The following is a 21,535-nucleotide window of genomic DNA, read 5'->3' as shown; positions in this document are numbered from 1 at the left end:
CCTGAACCCCGAGGATTCCATGATCGACAGCCTTGCCCAACAAACCCTGCTCGACCCGGCCGGTCTGGGCGACCACGAGCTGACCACCCTGCTCGGCACGACCTTTGGCCGCGGCGTGGACGGGGGCGACTGCTACTTCCAGTTTGCCTGCCAGGAGGGCTGGTCGCTGGAGGACGGCATCGTCAAATCGGCCAGCTTCAATATCGAGCGCGGCGTGGGTATCCGCGTGGTGCGTGGCGAGCAGACCGGTTTTGCCTATTCGGACGACATCGCGATGCCGGCACTGCTGGATGCGGCCCGCACCGCGCGCAGCATCGCCGATGCGGGCCAGAGCGGGCGGGTCGCGGTCGCGAGCCGCATGCCGACTCGTCCGGCGCTGTACGCCCCCGAGAATCCGATGGACTCGCTGGACGAGCAGTCCAAGATCGACCTGCTCAAGGAAGTGGACGCCGCAGCACGCGCCGCCGATCCGCGCGTGACCCAGGTGATGTGCTCCCTCGCCGGGGTGCACGAGGTCGTTCTGGTACTGAATGCGCGTGGCGAGTTGACCACCGATGTACGCCCGCTGGTCCGCCTGAGCGTTCAGGTGATCGCCCAGCAGGGGGATCGCCGCGAATCCGGTAGCTCCGGGGGCGGCGGCCGCTTCGGTTATCGCTACTTCCTCGAGAATGACCGCGCGGCTGGCTATGCCCGCGAGGCGGTGCGCCAGGCCCTGGTGAATCTGGAGGCGCGTGACGCGCCGGCCGGCACGATGAAGGTCGTGCTGGGCCCCGGTTGGCCCGGTGTGCTGCTGCACGAGGCGATTGGCCACGGCCTGGAGGGCGACTTCAACCGCAAGGGGACCTCGGCCTTTTCCGGGCGTATCGGCGAGCGGGTGGCCGCAAAGGGCATCACCATCGTCGACGACGGCACGCTGGAGGGGCGCCGCGGTTCGCTGAACGTGGACGACGAGGGCACTGCTACGCAACAGACCGTGCTGATCGAGGACGGTATTCTGCGTGGCTACATGCAGGACGAGATGAATGCCCGACTGACGGGCGTCCAGTCGACCGGCAACGGCCGGCGCGAATCCTACGCCCATCTGCCGATGCCGCGCATGACCAATACCTACATGCTGGCGGGCGAGGCTGACCCGGAGGAGATCCTCGCCTCGGTGGAGGACGGCCTGTATGCGGTCAACTTCGGCGGCGGGCAGGTGGACATCACCTCCGGCAAGTTTGTCTTCTCCGCCTCCGAGGCCTATCGCGTCGAGAAGGGCAGGGTGACCTACCCGGTCAAGGGCGCGACCCTGATCGGCAACGGCCCGGACGTGCTCACCCGCGTCTCGATGGTGGGCAACGACATGCGCCTGGACCCCGGGGTGGGGACCTGTGGCAAGGAAGGACAAGGCGTGCCGGTAGGCGTGGGGCAGCCCACCCTGCGTATCGACGGCATGACCGTGGGGGGCACCCAGGCGGCCTGACGCCGGCCCGGCGTGCCCGCGGACGAGCAGCGACAAGGAGGCTTAGATGAAGCTGGATTTTCTGGATCAGGAACATTCCCTGCCCGAGGGACACGGCCACGACAAGATCGTGCAGTGGCATGTCTTCCGCGACCGCGAACGGGCCGAGCATTTCGCCGATCACGTCGAGCTGGGCGAGGGCCAGGAATTGGTTGGTGGCTGGACCCGTGACAGCGTTGGCAAGCTCTACTGGGTCGGCGTGCACGTCGAGGACCTGGAACGCTGGGGCAACGTTGGCGCCGTACACAAGCACACGGGCCGCCCCTCCTGAAGCCCCGCGGGGCTTCGCACACCACGGCGGGCCGGGATGAACCCGGCCCGCCGATTCTGTTGATCTGAAGGCAAACGGACGTCTGTATGAGCACATCCCCCGAACGCATGGCGCCGGATCTCGAGATCCAGGCCCTGTCCCATTCCGCCGACTCCCTGCAGGATCGCGTCCAGCGGACCCTGGACGTGGCCCGCGCGCAGGGGGCTTCGGATGTGCAGGCGGTGGTCAGCCACAGCGTCGGTCTGGAGCTCTCCGTGCGCAAGGGCGAGATCGAGACGCTGGAGTACGAACGCGACCAGAGCCTGTCGCTGATTGCCTACTTCGGCCAGTCGAAGGGGGCCGCCTCGACCACCGATTTCGGCGAGCAGGCCCTGCTGGATACGGTCGAGGCCGCCTGCCGCATCGCGCGCTACACCGAGCCGGACCCCTATGCCGGGATGCCCGATCCCGCGCTCAAGGCCGGGGAGTGGGATGACCTGGACCTCGACCACCCCTGGGACTGCGATGCCGAGCAGGCGACCGAACTTGCGCGTGCGATCGAGGCCGCGGGCTTTGCCGCCGATTCGCGGATCGAGAACTCCGAAGGCGCGAGCGTCAGCACCCGCCGGGCGATCGCCTTTCTCGGCGACTCGCAGGGCTTCATGGGCGGGTATCGCAGTACGCGTCACTCGATGTCCTGTGCCCTGGTGGCGCGCGACGATGCCGGCATGCAGCGCGACTATGCCTACACCGTGGCCCGCCACGCGGCGGATCTCGACGCCTGCGAGGCTATCGGGCGTCAGGCCGCCGAGCGCACCGTGCGGCGCCTGGGCGGGCGCAAGCTTTCCACGCGCAGCTGCCCGGTGCTGTTTGCCCCGGAGATGGCGCGCACGCTGATCGGCAGCTTTACCCGCGCGATCTCCGGCCCCGCACAGTACCGCCACAGCTCGTTCCTGCTGAATGCGGTCGGGGAGTCCGTGTTTCCCGACTGGATGCAGATCGAGGAACGCCCGCTGACGCCGCGCGCGCTCGGCAGTGCCCCGTTTGATGGCGAGGGCGTGCGTACGCGCAACCGTCCTCTGGTGTCTGATGGCGTACTGCAGAGCTATACCCTGGACAGCTACGCTGCCCGGCGCCTGGGGCTGGAGAGCACTGGCAACGCGGGTGGGGCGCGCAACGTGACCGTCAAACCGGGCGAGCGGGACTTTGCCGCCCTGCTGGCCGAGATGGGCACGGGCTTTCTGGTGACCGAACTGATCGGCCAGGGTGTGAACGCGGTAACCGGCGACTATTCGCGCGGGGCGGCCGGCTTCTGGGTGGAGAATGGCGAGATCCAGTACCCGGTGGAAGAGATCACCATCGCCGGCAATCTCAAGGACATCTACCAGCGCATCGTCGCGGTGGGGACCGACGTCGATCGCCGGGGCAACATCCACACCGGCTCGATCCTGGTCGAATCGATGACCGTCGCCGGCGACTGACGACAGCGGCGCGCCCTGTCGTTTTCTGCTTCGCCTGGCCGCGACCCGGGCTCGGCCCGGGACCGGTGTTACCGGAATTTCTTTCGTGGTTAACTTGGCTCTGTTCACGGCCAGGGCGTTTTGTTGACGTTGATACCCTTCTTTCACCCGCGTACCCATGCTTCCGGACGCTATTCGTTCGCGGTGATCGTACTGGTTTTTGGCGGCGTGCTGACGCTGCTCGCGGCGCTTCAGGTCAAGCAGGTGCTGGATGCCGAGGCGACTGATCGCTTTGCGTTCGCCGCCGATCAGGTGACGATCCGGATCGAGGAGCGACTGGATGCCTACGCCCTGGTGCTGCGCGGGGCCGCAGGATTGTACGATGCCTCCGAGGAGGTCACGCGCGAGGAGTGGCGCGACTACGTGCGCAAGCTCCGGGTATCCGACACCCTCGAGCGCGTGCAGGGGATCGGTTTTTCACGCCTGTTGCGGCCCGACGAGTTGGCCGCACACATCGAGGAGATTCGGGTCGAGGGCTTCCCGGACTACACCGTGTTTCCGCCGGGTCCGCGCGAGACCTACTCCTCGATCGTCTACCTCGAACCTTTCGACGCCCGCAATCAGCGGGCCTTCGGCTATGACATGTTCTCGGAGCCGGTGCGCCGCGAGGCGATGACCCAGGCCCGGGATACCGGGCGTGCGGCGCTGACCGGGCGTGTGCAGCTGGTGCAGGAGACCGAGGAGGACGTGCAGGCCGGTACGCTGATGTACGTGCCCATCTATCGCATGGATATGCCCATCGATACGCCGGGGCAACGGGCCGAGGCCCTGAAGGGCTGGGCCTACAGTCCGTACCGCATGACGGACCTGATGACCGGCATCCTTGGTGACTGGGAACTGATGGAGGGCGAGGGCGTTGGGCTGCGCATCTATGACGGGCCCCAGGTGGATGACGACCGCCTGCTGTTCAGCAACAGCGGCATCGACTCGGAGGTCCCCAGCCGGTTTGCCCAGTCCCGCGAGATCGAGTTCAACGGCCGCATCTGGCGGCTGCAGTTCGATCACCAGGACCCGGATGCGGCGGTGGCCTACACCAGCGCCTGGGGCACGCTGGTGGCCGGGCTGGCGCTGAGCGGCCTGCTGTTCGGGCTGATCCTGTCGATCTCCGGCACCCGGGTGCGCGCCGAGGAGATCGCCCGGCGCCTGACCGACGAGCTCCGCGGGCAGGAGCAGCAGCTGCGCGAGAGCGAATTTCGCTGGCGCTTTGCCCTGGAGGGTTCGCGCAGTGGCCTCTGGGACTGGGATATCGCGCGGGACACGCTCTACTTCTCGCCCCGCTGGCGCGAAATCATGGGGGTGGTCGAGGCCGAACTCGGGGCTTCCCTGGAGGAATGGGAACGGCGCATCCATCCGGATGAAAAGGAGTCGGTGAAGGCCGCGCTGCGGGCCTATCTCGAGGGCCGGCGCGAACGCTACGTCCAGGAGTACCGGGTCCGGCACGCGGATGGTCACTGGATCTGGCTCGAGGATCGCGGCCTGATCGTCAGTCGCGATGCGGAGGACCGCCCGTTGCGGATGATCGGTACCTGCACCGACATCAGCGACCGCAAGAACGACGAGCTCGCCCTGCGCGCGGCCCATGCCGAGTCACAGCGCTTCCGTGATGCGCTGGACTATGTCTCCTCCTACATTTACATGAAGGACCCGCAGGGCCGATACACGTTTGCCAACAAGCCCTGCCTGCGCCTGTTCGGCGCGACGGAGGAGGATCTGCCCGGCAGCACCGACAGCCGTTTCTTCCCTCCAGACACGGTGCGTCGGTTGCGCAAGATCGACCACCGTGTGCTGGACGGTGACCAGACCACCGAGGAGATCGAGGTCATCGAGGAGGATGGCGGCCGCCGAGTGTATCTGGAGATCAAGACCCCGATCCGGGACGACAACGAGCCGGGCCAGATCATTGGCCTGCTGGGGATCTCGACTGATATCACCACCCTCAAGGAGCACGAGCGGCAGCTGGAACGGATCGCCCATTTCGATGCACTGACCGGTCTGCCCAATAGGGTGCTTCTGGCGGATCGCCTGCAGCAGGCCATGGCCCGCTCGCGGCGCCATGGCGAGCACCTGGCGGTCGTCTATCTGGACCTCGACGGGTTCAAACGAATCAACGACACCTTCGGGCATGCGGCCGGGGACCGGATGCTGGTGGAGGTCGCTGCGCGCATGAAGGCGGTCATGCGCTCGGAAGACACCCTCTCCCGCCTGGGTGGGGACGAGTTCGTCGCGGTGCTGATCGACGTCGGCGATCTGCACGGCTGCGAGGCCCTGCTGCAGCGGCTGCTGCAGGCGGCCGCGGAACCCATGCTGCTGGAAGACGACCGGTTGCAGGTCTCCGCCAGCCTCGGGGTGACCTTCTACCCGGAGGCGGACCAGGACCTGGATGCAGACCAGCTTCTGCGTCAGGCCGATCAGGCGATGTATCAGGCGAAGCTGTCGGGCAAAGGGCGCTTCCATGTGTTCGATGCCGAGCGCGACCGCTCGGCGCGCAGCCACCACGAGACCATCGAAGACATCCGCCGCGCGCTGGGGAACGAGGAATTCGTCCTGTTCTATCAGCCCAAGGTGAATATGCGCAGCGGCACGGTCATCGGGTTCGAGGCCCTGATCCGCTGGCAGCACCCGGAGTATGGCCTGCTGTCGCCCGGGGATTTCCTGCCCGAGATCGAGGACCATCCGCTGGCCGTTGATCTCGGCGAGTGGGTGATCGACCGGACCCTGCAGCAGCTGCGGGCCTGGGAGACCGTCGGGCTGTCCACACAGGTCAGTGTCAACATCGCGGCCTACCAGTTGCGCCAGCCGAACTTCGTCGAGCGCCTGGAGCGGCTGCTGCAGCACCATCCGGATCTCGCGCCCGGGCGCCTGGAGTTGGAGGTCCTGGAGACCAGTGCGCTGGGCGACATGGTGGAGATCTCCCGCCGCCTGGAGGGTTGCCGGGCCCTCGGGGTGGGCGTGTCGCTGGACGACTTCGGCACCGGCTACGCCTCGTTGACCTATCTCAAGCGCCTGCCGGCGGGGATGGTCAAGGTCGATCAGAGCTTCATCGGCGATATTCTGGATGATCCCGAGGATCTGGCGATTCTGGACGGGGTCCTGAGCCTGGCCGGCGCCTTCGGCCGGGAGGTGATCGCAGAGGGGGTGGAGACCATTGCCCATGGCGACATGCTGCTGGGCATCGGTTGCGATCTGGCCCAGGGCTACGGCATTGCGCATCCCATGCCGGCGGACCGGATCCCGGCGTGGGTGAACGAGTGGCAGCCACCGGCCCACTGGACGGACCTGGCTCGGATCCACCGCGAGGCCATGCCTCTGATGTATGCCGCAGTCGCCCACCGGGCCTGGGTCATGCGTGCGGAGGCCTATCTGCAGGGGCAGACTTCTCAGCCGCCGTTATTGGCCGAGGATCGGGACGGATTCGTTCGCGGCCTCGAGCGTGCGGGCTCGCGGCGGGTGGACGAGGCCGAGGCCCTGCTTCAGAGGCACCAGGAGGTCCATGACCTGGCCGGCGAGCTGTTCGCCCTGCGTGAACGCGGTGAGGATAGCCGGGCTCTGGCGCGCCTGCACGAACTGCATGCGGCCCGCGATCGTCTGTTGGACGAACTCTCGGCGTATCTGCACTCGGTCCACGCGGGTTAGAGAAGCACTGATCCAAGTACAAGTCGCATCGGTGCCCGGGTTTTCCGAGGCAAGGCGTCTCGTGGAGCGCGTTACCCGCCCATTGTTGATCAAAAACGGGTGTGCGCACGGTGCTGCGGCTCCCTTGTGCAGATCGATTGCACGGTAGTCACCGCGCCTTGTTCGCACGCGAAAGCGACTCAAGTGCGAGCATGTGCATTGCTCAGTGTTTCCCTGGCGGACGCTCTTTGCGCCGCCGATGGCCACGCTGCGCCTTATTGGCTGCAGGCGGTCTGCCAGGTGCGTACCCGGAAGGGGTCGCGGGTCTCGTCGAGGCGCGCGATCGTCATTGTCCTGCCCCAGACGCAGCCACTGTCCAGTGACAGCCAGCCGGGTCCTCGGCGGTGACCGAGCGCGGCCCAGTGACCGAACACCAGGGACCAGCCTTCGCTTGGGCGGCCCGGCCAGGCAAACCACGGTGTCAGCGTTTCCGGGGCATCTTCCGGTGGCCCATTGCCTGAGAATTCCAGTCCGCCATCGGGCATCAGGTAGCGCATGCGGGTAAAGGAGTTGATCGTGAAGCGAAGGCGATCATATCCGGCCAGCTCCGGGTCCCAGTGGGCAGGCTCGTCGCCGTACATCACCTCGAACAGGGCATGGCGTCGCGCGGGGTCGCGCAGCTCGGCCTCCACCCGCCGGGCCTCGGTCTGCGCGGTTTCGAGATCCCAGCCCGGCGCAATGCCGGCATGCACCAGGGTCCAGCCAGCGTCGGAATCCGTGTGCAACAGGGGACGCTGCGCCAGCCAATCCAGCAGCTCGGCGGCATCCGGGGCGTCCAGCACGGGGCGCAGGGTGTCCTTGTTGCCGGGGGTGCGGACACCCTCGGCCGTGGCCAGCAGGTGCAGGTCGTGATTGCCCAGCACGGCGGTCGCGGCATCGCCCAGGGCGCGTACGTAGCGCAGGCAGCCAAGCGAGTCTGGTCCCCGGTTGACCAGGTCACCCACCAGCCACAGGTGATCCGTGGCGGGGTCGAAACGGACCTGCTCCAGCAGGCGTTCCAGCGGGTCCAGGCAGCCCTGGAGGTCACCAACCGCGTAAAGGGCCATGCCCTGGCCTAGTGAAGCGTACGGGGTACGGAGAGGGTGAAGGGCGGGATCGGCGCCTCGAAGGTGTTGCCGCGTTCGTCCTGCATGCCGTAGCTGCCCTCCATGGTGCCGACGGGTGTCTCGATTACCGTGCCGCTGGTGTACTCGAAGCTGTCCCCCGGCTCGATGCGTGGCTGCTCGCCCACCACGCCCTCGCCGCGCACCTCCTGCGTCTGGTCGCGGCCATCGCGGATGATCCAGTGGCGGTTCAGCAGTTGCACGGTCAGCGCGCCGGAGTTACGGATCGTGATGTGGTAGGCGAACACGTAGCGGTCGTCGTCGGGCTCCGACTGGTCCTCGACATAGGCCGTGGCGACCTCGATCTCGATGGCGTGTTCTTCGGTTTCGCGGGGCGAATTCATTCGGTTGCAGCTCCTGTCTGGAACCAGGCGCTGACGGCAGCGCCCAGCAGGCCGGGTTCAGGGTGCATGATAAGGGACACGGGCAGTCGCTCAAGCAAGTGGGTCATCGGTGGGCGATTATGCAGGGCCCGCAGAAACGTCGTGTCCTGGAAGTAATCGGCCCAGCGCGGGGCGATCCCGCCGGCCAGGTATAGCCCACCGGTGGGCAGCGCAGTCAGGGCCATGTCGGCTAGTTGTCCCGCATAGATCGTTACAAAACGCTGGACGACCGCGAGGGCCGCCGCGTGGCCGGCATCGGCCAGGTCACTGATGGCGGCGGCCGGGTCGGCCGCGGTCAGCGCCCGCGCCAGCTCGCCATCGTCCCGGCGTGCCAGTTCAAAGCGTGCAATGCGTGCAATGCCGCGGCCGCTGAGCAGGTGCTCGCGGGTGCAAAGCCCTTCCTCGGCGCTGACGAACGCCGCGAGTGCCGCCTCGTTGGCGTCGGCCGGGGAAAAGCGTGCGTGCCCCCCTTCGCCGGGATGGATGGCGGGCTGCTGGCGCGGGCCGACCAGGCAGGTCCCGAGACCCGTTCCGGCCCCGACCACCAGGCGCAAACCCTCTGGATCGGCCGCTGCGTTCTGCAGGGTGATCCGGTCTCCGGGTTCCAGGGCATCCAGGCAGGCGCCGACAGCGGCGAAATCGTTGATCAGGGCGACCGGGATACCCAGTGCCTGTTCGAGGGCATACGCATCCAGTTCGGGCCAGTCGAGGTTGGTCGCGCGGGCCCGACCGCTCTGAACGGGGCCGGCCAGGGCCAGTCCGGCAGCGGCCAGCGGCTCGGCCGGTTCGACCTCGTTGCGCCAGACCTCGAGGATGTGGTCCAGGTCGGGAAAGTCGCGGCTGGGGTAGCGGCGGATGTCGTGCAACGACCAGTGCGCGCCGCTGCGGCGCGCACGTGCGACCCGGGTGCGGGTACCTCCGATGTCGGCCACCATGAAGTCCATGGGTCCATCATAGCGGATCGCGGTCCGCTGGCGGGGCCGGTCAGCTGGGCGCGACCATTCGCGCCAGCGCTGCGAAGCCGTGGACGTCCACGGTCTCCGGGCGGGCGCCCGGGTCCAGATCGGCGGCCTCGATCCGGGAGGCATCCACCAGCCCGGACAGCCCCCGCCGCAGGGTCTTGCGGCGGTTGGAGAAGGCCTGGTTCACGACCTTTGCGAACGCCGGATACAGTGCGCTGTCCACCAGCGGCGCCTCCAGTGGTGTGATGCGCACGACCGCGGAGTGGACCTTGGGCGGCGGGTGGAAGGCGCCGGGGGGAACCCCGAACAGCGACTGGGCCCGGGCGCGCGCCGCGAGCATGACCGTCAGTCGGCCGTAGGTCTTGCTGCCGGGGGCGGCGGTCATGCGCTCGACCACTTCGCGCTGCAGGAGGAAATGCATGTCGCGGATGGCCTCCATCTGGTCGAGCAGGTGGAATAGCAGGGGGGTCGAGATGTTGTAGGGCAGGTTGCCCACGACCCGCCAGCCACCCTCCGGTGTCGGGCCAAGGCTTGCCAGGTCCAGATCCAGCGCGTCGCCCACATGGAGCTCCAGGCGCTCCGGGGCAAAGGCGGCGCGCAGACCAGCCGCCAGGTCACGGTCAATCTCCACCGCGACCAGACGATTCAGGCGCTCCAGCAAGGCGCCCGTCAGGGCCCCCCGGCCGGGGCCGATCTCCAGCACCGGGTCGTCGGGGTGCGGGGCGATCGCGCCGACGATGCGCGCGAGCACGGCCTGATCATGCAGGAAGTTCTGGCCGAACCGCTTGCGGATCGGCGGCAGCGCGCTACCCATGTGCGGCATCACCCATGGGCGTGCGCGGCCTGTGCCTGCAGGCGATGGCGGGCCAGTTCCCGAGCCAGGCCCTCGGCCGCGAGGAAGCTGCCGACCTCTGCGCGGCCGCTGCCGGCCAGGTCGAGGGCCGTGCCGTGATCGACCGAGGTGCGCACGAAGGGCAGCCCCAGGGTCACGTTGACTGCGTGCCCGAATCCTGCGTGCTTGAGTACCGGGAGCCCCTGGTCGTGATACATCGCCAGTACCGCATCGACCTCGGCGAGGGCGCGCGGGGTGAAGGCGGTATCCGCGGGCAGCGGCCCGCGCAGGTCCAGGCCCTCGGCGCGCAGCCGGTCGAGCGTGGGGGTGATGACCTCGATCTCCTCGCGCCCCAGTACACCGTCCTCGCCGGCGTGCGGGTTCAGTCCGCACACGCCGATGCGCGGGCGTTCGATTCCGAAGTCCTCGGCCAGATCGTGGTGCAGTACGCGGGCGACCGCCTCGATGCGCTCCGGCGTGATCGCGTCGGGGACGTCGCGCAGGGACAGGTGGGTAGTCACCAGTGCGACCCGCAGGGATTCGGTGGCCAGCATCATCACGGGCATGGGCGCGCCGGCGCGTTCGGCCAGCCACTCGGTATGACCACTGAACGGGATGCCGGCACGGTTGATCACGCCCTTGTGCACCGGGCCGGTGACCATCGCGTCGAAGGTGCCATCGAGACAGCCATCGGCGGCGGCGGCGAGCATTGCCAGTACGCCTTCGGCGTGCCGGGGGTCGAGGGTGCCCGTCTGCACCGGGCCGCCGGCCGGGACCGCGACGATCTCCAGGGCCCCGCGCGGCGTAGCGGTGCGCGGTCGTTCGGGGTCGAAGGGGATCAGTTGGATCGACCGGCCCAGTTGCTGCGCCCGCTGCTCGAGTACATCTGGGTCCCCGATGGCGACGCGCTGGGCGCCACCGCCAGGCTCGTGGGCCAGGGCAATCAGCAGATCTGGCCCGATCCCGGCTGGCTCGCCGGCGGTCAGTGCCAGACGCGGGATTGCACCCGGCGTCCGGGCGTCAGGAGCCGAAGCCGTCAACGCGGTACTCGACATAGGCCTCGTCGCGCAGGCGCCGCATCCACAGCTCGATCTCTTCCTCGCGCTTGCGGTTTTGCAGGATCTCGCGGGCACGGGCGCGGATCTGCTCGCGCGAGGTGTCGACCTCGCGGTGGTCGAGGACCTCGATGATGTGCCAGCCGAACTGGCTCTCCACCGGCTCGCTGATCTCGCCCGGCTGCAGGGCGTTCATCGCCTCCTCGAACTCGGGCACTAGCTCGCCGGGGCTGATCCAGCCGAGCTGGCCGCCCTGGGCAGCGGAGCCGGGGTCGTCGGAGTTCGCGCGGGCCAGGGCCTCGAAGTCGCTGCCCTCGCGGATGCGGTTGTACAAGGACTCGGCCTGGCGGCGGGCCTCCTCGTCGCTGCGGACCTGGTCCGGGCTGATCAGAATGTGGCGTACCTGCGTCTGCCGGACGCGGGTCTGGTCGCCCCCTTCGCGGTCCACCAGCTTCATGACGTGGAAGCCATTCGGCGAGCGCAGCACGTCGCTGATCTCGCCGGTGCGCATCAGCACGGCCTCGCGGGCGAATACGGAGGGGATTTCGCCGGCGGTGCGCCAGCCGAGGTCGCCGCCCTCCAGGGCATCCGGGGCATCGGATTCGGAGATGGCCACACTGGCGAAGTCCTCACCCTCGCGCACCCGCTGGCGCAGTTCGCGGGCCTTTTCGCGCGCAGTGGCGATCTGGCTGGAGTCCGCGCCGCGCGGCAGCGAGACCTGGATGTGCGCGATGCGATAGCGCACGCCGCGGTCGATGGCGCCGCTTTCCGAGGCGATCAGGTCCGCGATTTCCTGGTCGCTGACGCGAATCTGGTTGTCGACCTGGCGACGCTGCAGCTGGTTGACGGTCAGTTCGTTGCGAATCTGTTCGCGGAAGGCGTTGAAGTCGACGCCGTCCTGCAGCAGGGCCTGACGCAGCTGCGGCAGGTTCATGCGGTTTTCGCGCGCGATGTTCTCCATCGCCCGGTTCAGGGTCATCTCGTCGATGTTGATGCCGACCCGCTCGGCCTCCTGCAGCTGAACGCGCTCGACGATTAGCCGTTCCATGACCTGCCGGGCGAGGGTGTCACGATCCGGCGGGCGGGTGCCGCGCTCCATCATTTGCTGGGCGACCAGGTTCATGCGCTCGACCAGTTCGCGCTGGGTCACCACGTCGTCGCCGACCACGGCGAGGATGCGATCGGTGAATTGATCCCCCTCCGGTGGCGTGATGGGCGCGGCCGGCGCACCGGCCTCGGAGGCGGCCCCCGGGGTGACCGGGGCCTCGACGGCGTCCTCGGGCTGTTCGCCGCCGGGAACCTGCGCCTGTGCGGACAGGCCGAGGCTCATAAGCACGGCGCCCAGTAGCGGGAGCCAGGAGGCCCGGCGGTGTTGGTCAGGGGAGTGCGTCATATCCGGCTATACCCTCGCTCAAAAGCGAATCCACGCCGGAGTCGAAACGTCCGAGTCCGTCCAGCGTGAGTTGGAAATAAATCGAGTTGTCGTAGGTCTCGTCGAAGTCGTAGGCGCGGCGGGCGACCACTCGGATGCCATAGCAGCAACTACGATACTGAAGGCCGGCCAGAAGTTCGAGATCACGCTCCTCCTGCAGGCTGTAATTCCAGCGCCCGATCGCATCGATGCGTGGGGTCACGGGCCACAGCACGGAGACATCGGTCTGGTCGATGGAGCGGTTGCCGGCCTCGCGCTGACGATACCCCACGTTGATGCGGGCGCGAGCGCTCGGGCTGTAGCTGACCGACAGTGCTGTGAGGGTGGTCTCGCCTTCGTCCTGGTTGTACAGGATGGAGCCCCGGCCGCTCCAGGCATCGCCGATGCGCACGCGGCCCTCAAGGGCGAGATCCGAGCGGGACTCCGTCAGCGGATCGCCGTCAGGAGCGCGGCGGACCTCGCGATCTTCGAAATAGCGAATCTGGCCGGCGGACAGGCTCATCCGTTCCTGGCCGGTCTGCTCGTCGAAGATGCGGGTGGTCAGCGCGGTGGTCAGCTGGTGCGTGTCGCCGACCCGGTCGGCGCCGACGAAGCGGTCGAGGCTGAACAGGTTGTCGAAGCTGAAGTCCGCCTCGCCGGTGTCGAAGACCGGGATATCGGTCTGGTCGACGAACGGGACATAGCCGTAGAAGATCCGCGGTTCCAGCGTCTGCAGGCGACGCCCGTCCTGGATCGGACGTTCGAAGACCAGACCGGTGTCGATCGATGCCCGCGGCACGGTGCGGCTGATCGACTCGGGTCCTGGCTCGCCCCGGCGGTCCAGTTCGTAATGGGTATAGCGCACCCCGGCGCTGGGCTCAAAGAAGAAGCCCCCAGTATCGAAACGCCAGGAGGCCGTGGGGTTGAGGTCGAAGCGCGTGCCCAGGGGTTCCAGCGAGTCGCTCTCGCTGCGCTCGAAGCGCACCAGTTCAGTGTCCAGGTCCCAGGCCAGTCCGCGCCCCAGATACTCGCCCGCCTCCAGGGTGATCTGCGGCAGGCGCTGGTAGGGCTCGCGCTGGGCCCGCAACTCGGGGTCGATGATCTGGTAGTCCTCGATGCGGGTGCGCAGGCGGTAGGCCGGCTGGTTGTAGGTCAGGTCCGCCCGGCGGCGCAGATAGGGGGTGCTGCCGGAGTAGCGGTCCGCGCCACCGAAGTCGCGGAAATACTCGCTGTCGGAGGCGTCGGCGGCGTCCAGGCGAAAGCGCAGGTCCGAGGTCAGGCGGCTCTGGTGAAACCACTGCACGTAGTGCCGGTCGTCGCCGAATACGCGGTCGCTCGGCAGGTAGCGGATATCGGCCACGCCCTCGTGGCGAGGCTGCAGGTAGCGGAATTCGGTGCCGAGCTTCACCCCGCGGTCCGACATGACTCGCGGGGTGAACGTCGCGTCGTAATTCGGTGCGATGTTCCAGTACCAGGGCGTGCTGATGTCGAGCCCGTGGCGTGAACTGACCCCGGCGCTGGGCAGCAGGAAGCCGCTCTGGCGGCGGTCGTCCAGCGGGAAGTGGATGTACGGCGTGTAGGCGATGGGCACGCCCTTGAAGTCAATGCGGGCGTTGCGGGCAACCCCGATGCCGCGTTCGCGGTCCAGTTCCAGATCTCGTGTGCGCAGCCACCAGCTGTCGTTGTCGATCGGGCAGGTGGTGTACTCGGCGTCCTCGAACTCGTGCAGGTGGGGCGCGAGCTGGATGCCCACCCCGGCGCTGCCTCGTGCCGGCACGGACTGCACCAGGTAGTCGATGCGCCGGAATTCCCCGGTTTCTTCGTCCAGGCGGTACTCGCCACCGTCGGTGTGCAGCAGCAGGTCGCCGTCGAACAGCCGGGTGTCACCCTCGGTGCGAGCCACGCCCGTCGCCCGGTCGTATTCGAGGAATTCGGTATCCAGGCGACGTCCTTGTTCGAAGAGCTGGACGTTTCCGCGGGCGCTGATCAGTTCACCCTCTCGGCGTACGTAATCGGCGTCGATATCAGTGATTTCGGCCGCGAGCTCGCGCATCTCGGGCCACTCCATGCCGGGGGCGAAGTCGCAGCCCGGGGGGCGCTCCATCCGCTCGAGTCCGGCCTGTGCCGCCGTGGCCGTGACGCCGAGCACGCAGGCAATGATGGTCCGCGCCGTGGCCCGGCGGTACAGTGGGCGTGCGTAGCCGTCAGGCGATGGCGTCATGCGGGTTTCAGTCTGGGGAAACACGGATCATGCTGGATCAGTGTTTCCCCAGCAGCTGGCGGACTTCGTCGAAGATCAGTGCAATGTCGCGGGTGCCATTCACATGCTTGAGCAGGCCGCGGCGGGCGTAGTATTCGATCAGCGGCTGGGTCTGTTCTTCATAGACCTTCAGTCGATTGACGACCGTCTTCTCGGTGTCATCGGCGCGGTGGACGAGTTCACCACCGCACAAATCACAAACCCCTTCCTGCTGGGGCGGGAAGGTATGGGAGTTGAATACCGCGCCACAATCGCCGCAGGAGACGCGTCCGGTCAGGCGCTGTTTCAGTTCATCGAACGGCACATCGATCTGGATCGCCTGGTCCAGCGGTGCGCCGAGCTTCTCGAGCATGGTGTCCAGGGTCTCGGCCTGGGCGACGTTGCGTGGAAAGCCGTCGAGGATGAAGCCCTTTTGTGCGTCCGGTTCCTGCAGCCGGTCGCGGATCAGGCCCAGGACCAGGTCGTCGGGTACGAGCTGGCCGGCGTTCATCGCGCTTTCGACCTGCTTGCCCAGGTCGGTCTGGGCGGCCATTGCGGCGCGCAGCAGGTCGCCGGTGGAGATTTGGGGGATACCGAAGGTGGCGACCATCTTCTTGGCCTGGGTGCCCTTGCCGGACCCCGGTGCGCCCATCAGGACGATACGCATGGCTGACTCCTGCTGCCGGGTGCGACGCCGAACCGCAGCACAAGCCGGGTACGAGGCGGCACGGTGAATGGCTATCGTGAAAGGGCCGCGGCGGTGCGGCGCAAACCGTTTCCCGAGCGCGGTCTTATACCGCCTGAGGGTAATCGGCCGCAACCGCTCAATACAGCCCGTGGCTCCCTGGCCTGACGGCGACGGGTGCCATTGCGGAGGCTCTCCCCTGTATAATGCCCCGCTCTTCAAAATAATCGGAATATACTCAAGCATGGACCTCAACCAGATCGAAGCCGGCAAGGATCTCCCCAACGACATCAACGTGGTGATCGAGATCCCCACCCAGGGCCAGCCCGTCAAGTACGAGATGGACAAGGACAGCGGGGCTCTGGTGGTCGATCGCTTTATGGCGGTCGCAATGTTCTACCCGTGCAACTACGGATTCATCCCGAACACGGAGTCGGAAGACAACGACCCGGTGGACGTGCTGGTGATCACCCCGGTGCCGCTGTTGCCGGGCTCGGTCGTGCGCTCGCGCCCGATTGGCATGCTGAAAATGACCGACGAGGCCGGGGTCGACGCGAAGATCCTGGCGGTTCCGGTGAGCAAGCTGTGCACGCAGTCCGAGCGATTCAAGGGCCCGGAAGACGTGCCGAAGGAACTGCTGGACTCGATCAAGCACTTCTTTGAGCGCTACAAGGAGCTGGAGAAGGGCAAGTGGGTCAAGGTTGAGGGCTGGGTAGGCGCCGAAGAGGCCAAGGCGGAGATTGTTGCCAGCTACAAGCGTTACCAGAAGAGCAAGATCTGAGCCGGTAGCGGCCCGGCGTCAGCGCGTGGCGTGGATCGTCCCCGTATCCCCGGGGTCGGGGGTCGCCGGGTGCGCGGCGTTCGTTGTTGTGGCGGTCCGCTGAGATGGCCGGGCGCGATGACTACGGGCAGGAACAACAGGACCAGCAGCGGTATGCCGTGCGCATCCTGCTGGCGCTGGTCCTGCTCGCCGCGGTCCTGCTCCTGATCGGCTGGCGCCTGTCGGGGCTTCAGGTCGGCGCGCATACCCATTTCACCACGCTGTCGGAGAACAACCGGCTGCGGGTGGAGCCGATTGCGCCCAGTCGCGGTGTGATCCGGGATCGCAATGGTCAGTTGCTGGCGGGCAACCGCGCCTCCTACCAGCTGGAGGTGACGGTTGAACAGGCTGGCAACCTCGATGACCTCCTGGAACGACTGCATGACTTTGTCGAGCTCTCCGACGCGGATATCGAACGCTTCCGCCGCGGCGTGCGCCAGCGCCGACCCTTCCAGCCGGTGCTGCTCAAGGCGGGCCTGGACGACACCACGGTGGCCAGGATCGCGGTCTCGCGGCACGAGTTGCCGGGGGTGGAGATCGAGGCCCGTCCGATGCGCTTCTATCCGCTCGGTGACAAGTTCTCGCATGTGGTCGGGTACGTGGGCCGGATCAACGAGCAGGACCTGGCGCGGGTGGACCCGCGTGCCTATGCCGGCAGCTCGCATATCGGCAAGATCGGCATCGAGCGCTACTACGAGGACCTGCTGCACGGCCGCCCGGGCTACCGTCAGGTAGAGGTGAATGCCCAGGGACGGGTGATCCGCGAGTTGTCGGTGACACCACCGGAAGCCGGTACCGACATTACGCTCACCATTGACGCGGACCTGCAGCGTGCCGCTTACCGGTCGCTGGCGGGCCGGCGGGGTGCGATTGTCGCCCTGGACCCGAACAACGGCGAGGTGCTGGCGCTGGTCAGTGCCCCGGGATTCGACCCCGAGATGTTCGTGCACGGCATCTCCCAGGCCGCCTTTTCCGATCTTCAATCTGACCCCGCGCGGCCGTTGTTCAATCGCGCCCTGACCGGGCAGTATCCGCCGGGCTCCACGGTCAAACCCCTGGTGGGGCTGGCCGCGCTGGACGAGGGGATTACCACCGCGGATCGTCGGATGTTCGCCCGTGGCTATTTTCAGATCCCCGGCCATGAGCGTCGCTATCGTGACTGGCGCCGGGAGGGGCATGGCTGGGTCGACATGTCGCGCGCCATCGCGGTCTCCTCCGACGTGTATTTCTACGACCTTGCGCATACGATGGGGATCGACCGCATGGTGCCGATGCTGGGGGCATTCGGGCTTGGGCAGCGCGTCGGTATCGACGCCACGGGCGAGCGCGCAGGTATCCTGCCCAGCCGTGACTGGAAGCGAGCGACACACGACCAGGTCTGGTTCCCCGGCGAGACCCTGATCACCGCGATTGGCCAGGGCTACATGCTGTCGACACCGCTGCAGATGGCGGACTTCACGGCGACGCTGGCCGGGCGCGGGCAGCGCATCCAGCCGCGCCTGCTGCAGTCGATGGACAATGGCAACGGCGAACTCGAACGGCTGCTGCCGCAGCCTCGCGAGCCGGTGCAGGCGGCCCCGGAGCACTGGGACACGATTCACGAATCACTGATCGAGGCCGTACATACGCGCCACGGCACCGCCTGGGGTTCGATTGGCAGCCGCCCGCCGACGAACTACCGCATCGCGGGCAAGACCGGCACTTCGCAGGTCTTCGGGCTGGGCCAGGACGAGGAGTACGACGAGGACGAGCTGCCCCGGCATCTGTGGGATCACGCCCTGTTCGTGGGCTATGCGCCCGCGGACGATCCGCAGATCGCGGTGGCCGTGCTGGTCGAGCACGGCGGCTCGGGCGGTCGTGTGGCGGCCCCGGTGGCCCGCGAGGTGATGGACGCCTTCCTGAAAGGCGACGCCGGAATGACGCTCGACGTGGCGGAGGACGAATGATCAGCGTGACGGGGCGCGAGATGCCGCTAGGGCAGTGGGTGCTGGGGCGCCTGCGCCTGGATGGCGTGCTGCTGGTGCTGATCGGCATCTTGCTGCTGGTGGGGCTGGCGGTGCTGTTCAGTGCCTCCGGCGAGAGCATGATTGCCCTGGAGCGTCAGGCCATGCGCATCGGACTCGGCGTGACCGCGATGGTGCTGGTCGCGCAGATCCCGGTGCGCACCCTGCGGTCCCTCGCGCCTTGGCTGTTTGTGGCTGGTGTCGCGCTACTGCTGGCGGTCATGGTCGCCGGCGAGATCGGCAAGGGGGCGCGACGCTGGCTGGATCTCGGCTTCATGCGCTTCCAGCCCTCCGAGATCATGAAGCTGGCGGTGCCGATGATGGTCGCCTGGTACCTGTCCACTCGCAACGATCGGCCGCGTTTTCGCGACCTGCTGGTGACGGTGCCCCTGATCCTGGTGCCCGTTTTTCTGATCATGCGCCAGCCGGATCTGGGGACCGCGATGCTGGTGGGTGCCGCTGGTTTCCTGGTGATTTTCCTGGCGGGGCTGAGCTGGCGCTGGTTCGTCGGGCTGGGACTGGCCGCGGCCGCCGCGATCCCGGCGTTGTGGTTGCAGATGCATGACTATCAGCGCCAGCGGGTGCTGACCCTGTTCAATCCGGAGTCGGATCCGCTGGGGACCGGTTATCACATCATCCAGTCGAAGATCGCGATCGGCTCCGGCGGGCTGTACGGCAAGGGCTGGCTGAATGGCACGCAGTCGCACCTCGACTTTCTGCCCGAGCGTTCCACGGATTTCATTTTTGCGGTATACGCCGAGGAATTCGGGTTTATCGGTGTCGCACTCCTGTTGTTGCTGTATTTTGCGATCGTGGCGCGCGGGCTGTGGATCTCGGCCCTCGCTCAGGATCGCTTCGCCCGTTTGCTGGGCGGTAGCCTGGCGCTGACCTTCGCCGTCTATATGGTGGTCAACATCGCGATGGTGACAGGGCTTCTGCCCGTGGTCGGCGTGCCGCTTCCGCTGGTGAGCTACGGCGGCACATCATTGGTGACGCTTATGGTCGCCTTCGGTATTCTCATGAGCATTGCGTCGCAAAAGCGCCTGGTGAATCGATGACCCTCAACCTCCGCCCGCTGGGCACCCTTCGTTCCGTCCTCTTGCAGGCCGGGTTGATCCTGTCACTGGGGGCCTGCTCCCTGTCGAACGTCTCGGGGTCCGAGTTTCGCGCCGGTGATCCGCCGTACCTGGAGCGCGAGGAGGTCCAGGCCTTTATCGACGAGCAGGTCGAGGCGGGCATGGATCGCGACGAGCTGGAGAGTATGTTCGCCGAGGCCGATCCCCAGCAACGCATCCTCGACCTGATCTCGGCCCCTGCCGAGGCGCGCCCCTGGAAGGACTATCGCCCGATCTTCGTGAACGACCTGCGCATCGAGCGCGGCGAGCGCTTTATGGAAGAGCAGGCCGAGACCCTCGCGCGCGCCGAGGAGACCTTCGGCGTCGAGCAGGCGATGATCACGGCGATCATCGGCGTGGAGACCAACTACGGGCGCAACACCGGGGGCTTCCGAGTGTTCGATGCGCTGGTCACGCTGGGATTTGACTACCCGCCGCGCGCGGACTTCTTCCGCCGCGAACTGGGCGAGTTTTTGACCCTGGTGCAGGAGGAGGACCTGGATGTCCGCGAGACACGGGGCTCCTACGCCGGCGCGATGGGGCGCGGACAGTTCATCTCGTCCAGCTACCGTCACTACGCGGTGGACTTCGACGGCGATGGTCGCCGGGACCTGCTGAACTCCTGGCCGGATGCGATCGGCAGTGTCGCCAACTACTTCCGCGAGCATGGCTGGCAGACCGGTGAGCCGGTGGTGGCACGCGCCCGGGTCGAGGGCGATGCCCACGAGGAGCTGATCAGCCGCAATTACCAGGCCCGCTTTGATCTCGACGAACTCGCCGAGCACGGCATCTATCCCGACGAGTCCGTGGCCGAGGACGGGAAGTACTCGTTCATTCGCCTCGAGGGCGAGGACGGGTATGAATACTATCTTGGCTATCCCAATTTCTATGTGATCACCCGCTACAACCGGAGCCCGCTGTATGCGATGGCCGTCCACCAGCTGGCCGAGGCCTTTGCCGAGTAAACGGTGCCGCCCTGGCGCGGCCGCCGCCGCGCCGGCGGTGTTGTTCGCGCTGATGCTGGCCGGCTGCTCGTCGGCCCCCGATCGCAAGGCAGACCCGGATCGCCCGCTGGGCGATGCGGCGTATGACGCCTACCCGGACCCGGATGACATCCCGCAGGATCTGGCGCTGATCCCCGACGCAGTGCCGACCGACGAGCCCCCGAGTCGCTACGGGAACCCGCCCGAGTACGAGGTCTTCGGGCAGCGTTACCGTACCCTGCGCACCAGCACCGGCTTCGAGGAAGAGGGTCTGGCCTCGTGGTACGGGACCAAGTTCCACGGCCGGCGAACCTCCAGTGGCGAGCCCTACGACATGTATGCGATGACGGCAGCCCACAAGACGCTCCCGCTGCCGACCTATGTCGAGGTCGTGAACCTGGAGAATGACCGCCGCGTGATTGTGCGGGTCAATGATCGCGGGCCCTTTGTGGATGAACGCATCATCGACCTCTCCTATGCGGCGGCGCATCGGCTGGACATGACCGATGCCGGTGTGGCCCCGGTGCGCATTCGTGCCGTGGGGCCGGAAGACGTCGATTCGCCGCGTGTGGCCGAATCGCGCCCGCCGGTGCCGGAACCCATCGAGCTCGCCGAGGCCAGCCAGGGGGGCGGCAGCAGCCCGGTCGCGACATCGTCTGATGACGCGCGCGCTGCTACCGAAGCGAACGCCCCAGAGGCCGTCGCGAACAACGGCCGCTGGGTGCAGATCGGGGCGTTTTCCGAACGCCGAACGGCGGAGGAGATCCGGCGCGATCTCGAGGCCCTGGGCTTCGAGTCGATCGAGATCTCGACGCTGGAACGCGACGAGCAGGCGGATCTGCATCGGGTGCGTATCGGCCCGCTGGAAGAGGTCGAGCTGCAGGAGGCGACCGAGCGCCTGCAGGAGGCCGCCCACGTCGACTACCGCATCGTTGACGACTGACATCGCGTATCGCTCAGTTTTTGTGCCGCCGGGCCCGTTTGCGTTCATCTGCTCGGGG

The 21,535-nt window shown here is 67.2% G+C and carries 17 protein-coding genes; 9 read left to right on the top strand and 8 right to left on the bottom strand.

What is annotated here, in order from left to right:
• Window positions 1–19 precede the first annotated feature (19 nt).
• The 4 genes from tldD (at window position 20) to F467_RS0111835 (ending at window position 6,904) form a co-directional block, all read left to right on the top strand.
• Window positions 20–1,462: a metalloprotease TldD gene (gene tldD / locus F467_RS0111850; protein ID WP_018138653.1), complete on the top strand. Its 1,443-nt coding sequence runs from the start codon at window positions 20–22 to the stop codon at window positions 1,460–1,462.
• 46 nt (window positions 1,463–1,508) lie between these two features.
• The gene (locus F467_RS0111845; RefSeq protein ID WP_012983351.1) at window positions 1,509–1,772 is read left to right on the top strand and encodes a hypothetical protein; all 264 of its coding nucleotides are present in this window, start codon (window positions 1,509–1,511) and stop codon (window positions 1,770–1,772) included.
• A gap of 86 nt (window positions 1,773–1,858) precedes the next feature.
• Window positions 1,859–3,232 carry a metalloprotease PmbA gene (gene pmbA / locus F467_RS0111840; RefSeq protein WP_018138654.1) on the top strand — a complete coding sequence of 458 codons (1,374 nt, stop codon included), beginning with the start codon at window positions 1,859–1,861 and terminating at the stop codon, window positions 3,230–3,232.
• Window positions 3,233–3,415: 183 nt separating this feature from the next.
• Window positions 3,416–6,904, top strand: coding sequence for an EAL domain-containing protein (locus tag F467_RS0111835; protein ID WP_018138655.1), 3,489 nt, complete (start codon window positions 3,416–3,418; stop codon window positions 6,902–6,904).
• A gap of 254 nt (window positions 6,905–7,158) precedes the next feature.
• On the opposite strand, the gene F467_RS0111830 is transcribed toward F467_RS0111835, so the two are convergent.
• Genes F467_RS0111830 through F467_RS0111795 form a run of 8 tightly spaced genes read right to left on the bottom strand, consistent with a single transcriptional unit; the run spans window position 7,159 to window position 15,595 of the window.
• Window positions 7,159–7,989 (bottom strand): symmetrical bis(5'-nucleosyl)-tetraphosphatase, encoded by an 831-nt coding sequence (locus F467_RS0111830; protein ID WP_018138656.1) that lies wholly within the window; start codon window positions 7,987–7,989, stop codon window positions 7,159–7,161.
• Between the two features lie 8 nt (window positions 7,990–7,997).
• Entirely contained in the window at window positions 7,998–8,390 is a 393-nt protein-coding gene (apaG, locus tag F467_RS0111825) for a Co2+/Mg2+ efflux protein ApaG (RefSeq protein ID WP_012983348.1), read from the bottom strand.
• Window positions 8,387–9,373: an ROK family protein gene (locus F467_RS0111820; protein ID WP_018138657.1), complete on the bottom strand. Its 987-nt coding sequence runs from the start codon at window positions 9,371–9,373 to the stop codon at window positions 8,387–8,389. Before F467_RS0111820 ends, apaG begins: the two co-directional genes overlap by 4 nt.
• 40 nt (window positions 9,374–9,413) lie before the next feature.
• Window positions 9,414–10,205 (bottom strand): 16S rRNA (adenine(1518)-N(6)/adenine(1519)-N(6))-dimethyltransferase RsmA, encoded by a 792-nt coding sequence (gene rsmA, locus F467_RS0111815; RefSeq protein ID WP_018175425.1) that lies wholly within the window; start codon window positions 10,203–10,205, stop codon window positions 9,414–9,416.
• Window positions 10,206–10,213: 8 nt separating this feature from the next.
• Window positions 10,214–11,278 carry a 4-hydroxythreonine-4-phosphate dehydrogenase PdxA gene (pdxA, locus tag F467_RS0111810; protein ID WP_018138659.1) on the bottom strand — a complete coding sequence of 355 codons (1,065 nt, stop codon included), beginning with the start codon at window positions 11,276–11,278 and terminating at the stop codon, window positions 10,214–10,216.
• Window positions 11,244–12,671: a peptidylprolyl isomerase gene (locus tag F467_RS0111805; RefSeq protein WP_026182207.1), complete on the bottom strand. Its 1,428-nt coding sequence runs from the start codon at window positions 12,669–12,671 to the stop codon at window positions 11,244–11,246. The genes pdxA and F467_RS0111805 overlap by 35 nt, the downstream gene beginning before the upstream one ends.
• Window positions 12,655–14,910: an LPS-assembly protein LptD gene (locus tag F467_RS0111800; RefSeq protein ID WP_018138661.1), complete on the bottom strand. Its 2,256-nt coding sequence runs from the start codon at window positions 14,908–14,910 to the stop codon at window positions 12,655–12,657. The genes F467_RS0111805 and F467_RS0111800 overlap by 17 nt, the downstream gene beginning before the upstream one ends.
• A 37-nt stretch (window positions 14,911–14,947) precedes the next feature.
• Entirely contained in the window at window positions 14,948–15,595 is a 648-nt protein-coding gene (locus tag F467_RS0111795) for an adenylate kinase (RefSeq protein WP_018138662.1), read from the bottom strand.
• A 262-nt stretch (window positions 15,596–15,857) separates the two neighbouring features.
• Between F467_RS0111795 and ppa the strand changes: the two genes are divergently transcribed.
• The 5 genes from ppa to F467_RS0111770 all read left to right on the top strand — a co-directional run bounded on the left by ppa (window position 15,858) and on the right by F467_RS0111770 (window position 21,477).
• Window positions 15,858–16,394, top strand: coding sequence for an inorganic diphosphatase (ppa, locus tag F467_RS0111790; protein WP_018138663.1), 537 nt, complete (start codon window positions 15,858–15,860; stop codon window positions 16,392–16,394).
• A gap of 104 nt (window positions 16,395–16,498) precedes the next feature.
• Entirely contained in the window at window positions 16,499–18,379 is a 1,881-nt protein-coding gene (gene mrdA / locus F467_RS0111785) for a penicillin-binding protein 2 (protein ID WP_018138664.1), read from the top strand.
• The gene (gene rodA / locus F467_RS0111780) at window positions 18,376–19,494 is read left to right on the top strand and encodes a rod shape-determining protein RodA (RefSeq protein ID WP_018138665.1); all 1,119 of its coding nucleotides are present in this window, start codon (window positions 18,376–18,378) and stop codon (window positions 19,492–19,494) included. The genes mrdA and rodA overlap by 4 nt, the downstream gene beginning before the upstream one ends.
• A complete protein-coding gene (gene mltB / locus F467_RS0111775; protein ID WP_018138666.1) occupies window positions 19,491–20,516 on the top strand; it encodes a lytic murein transglycosylase B in 1,026 nt (341 codons plus the stop codon). The genes rodA and mltB overlap by 4 nt, the downstream gene beginning before the upstream one ends.
• Window positions 20,473–21,477 (top strand): septal ring lytic transglycosylase RlpA family protein, encoded by a 1,005-nt coding sequence (locus F467_RS0111770; RefSeq protein WP_038049624.1) that lies wholly within the window; start codon window positions 20,473–20,475, stop codon window positions 21,475–21,477. Before mltB ends, F467_RS0111770 begins: the two co-directional genes overlap by 44 nt.
• Window positions 21,478–21,535: the final 58 nt, after the last annotated feature.

Source organism: Thioalkalivibrio sp. ALJ12 (genome assembly GCF_000378305.1).
Lineage (GTDB): Bacteria > Pseudomonadota > Gammaproteobacteria > Ectothiorhodospirales > Ectothiorhodospiraceae > Thioalkalivibrio.
The sequence above is the reverse complement of the archived record's forward strand: the minus strand, read 5'-3'. Positions and strand labels throughout refer to the sequence as shown.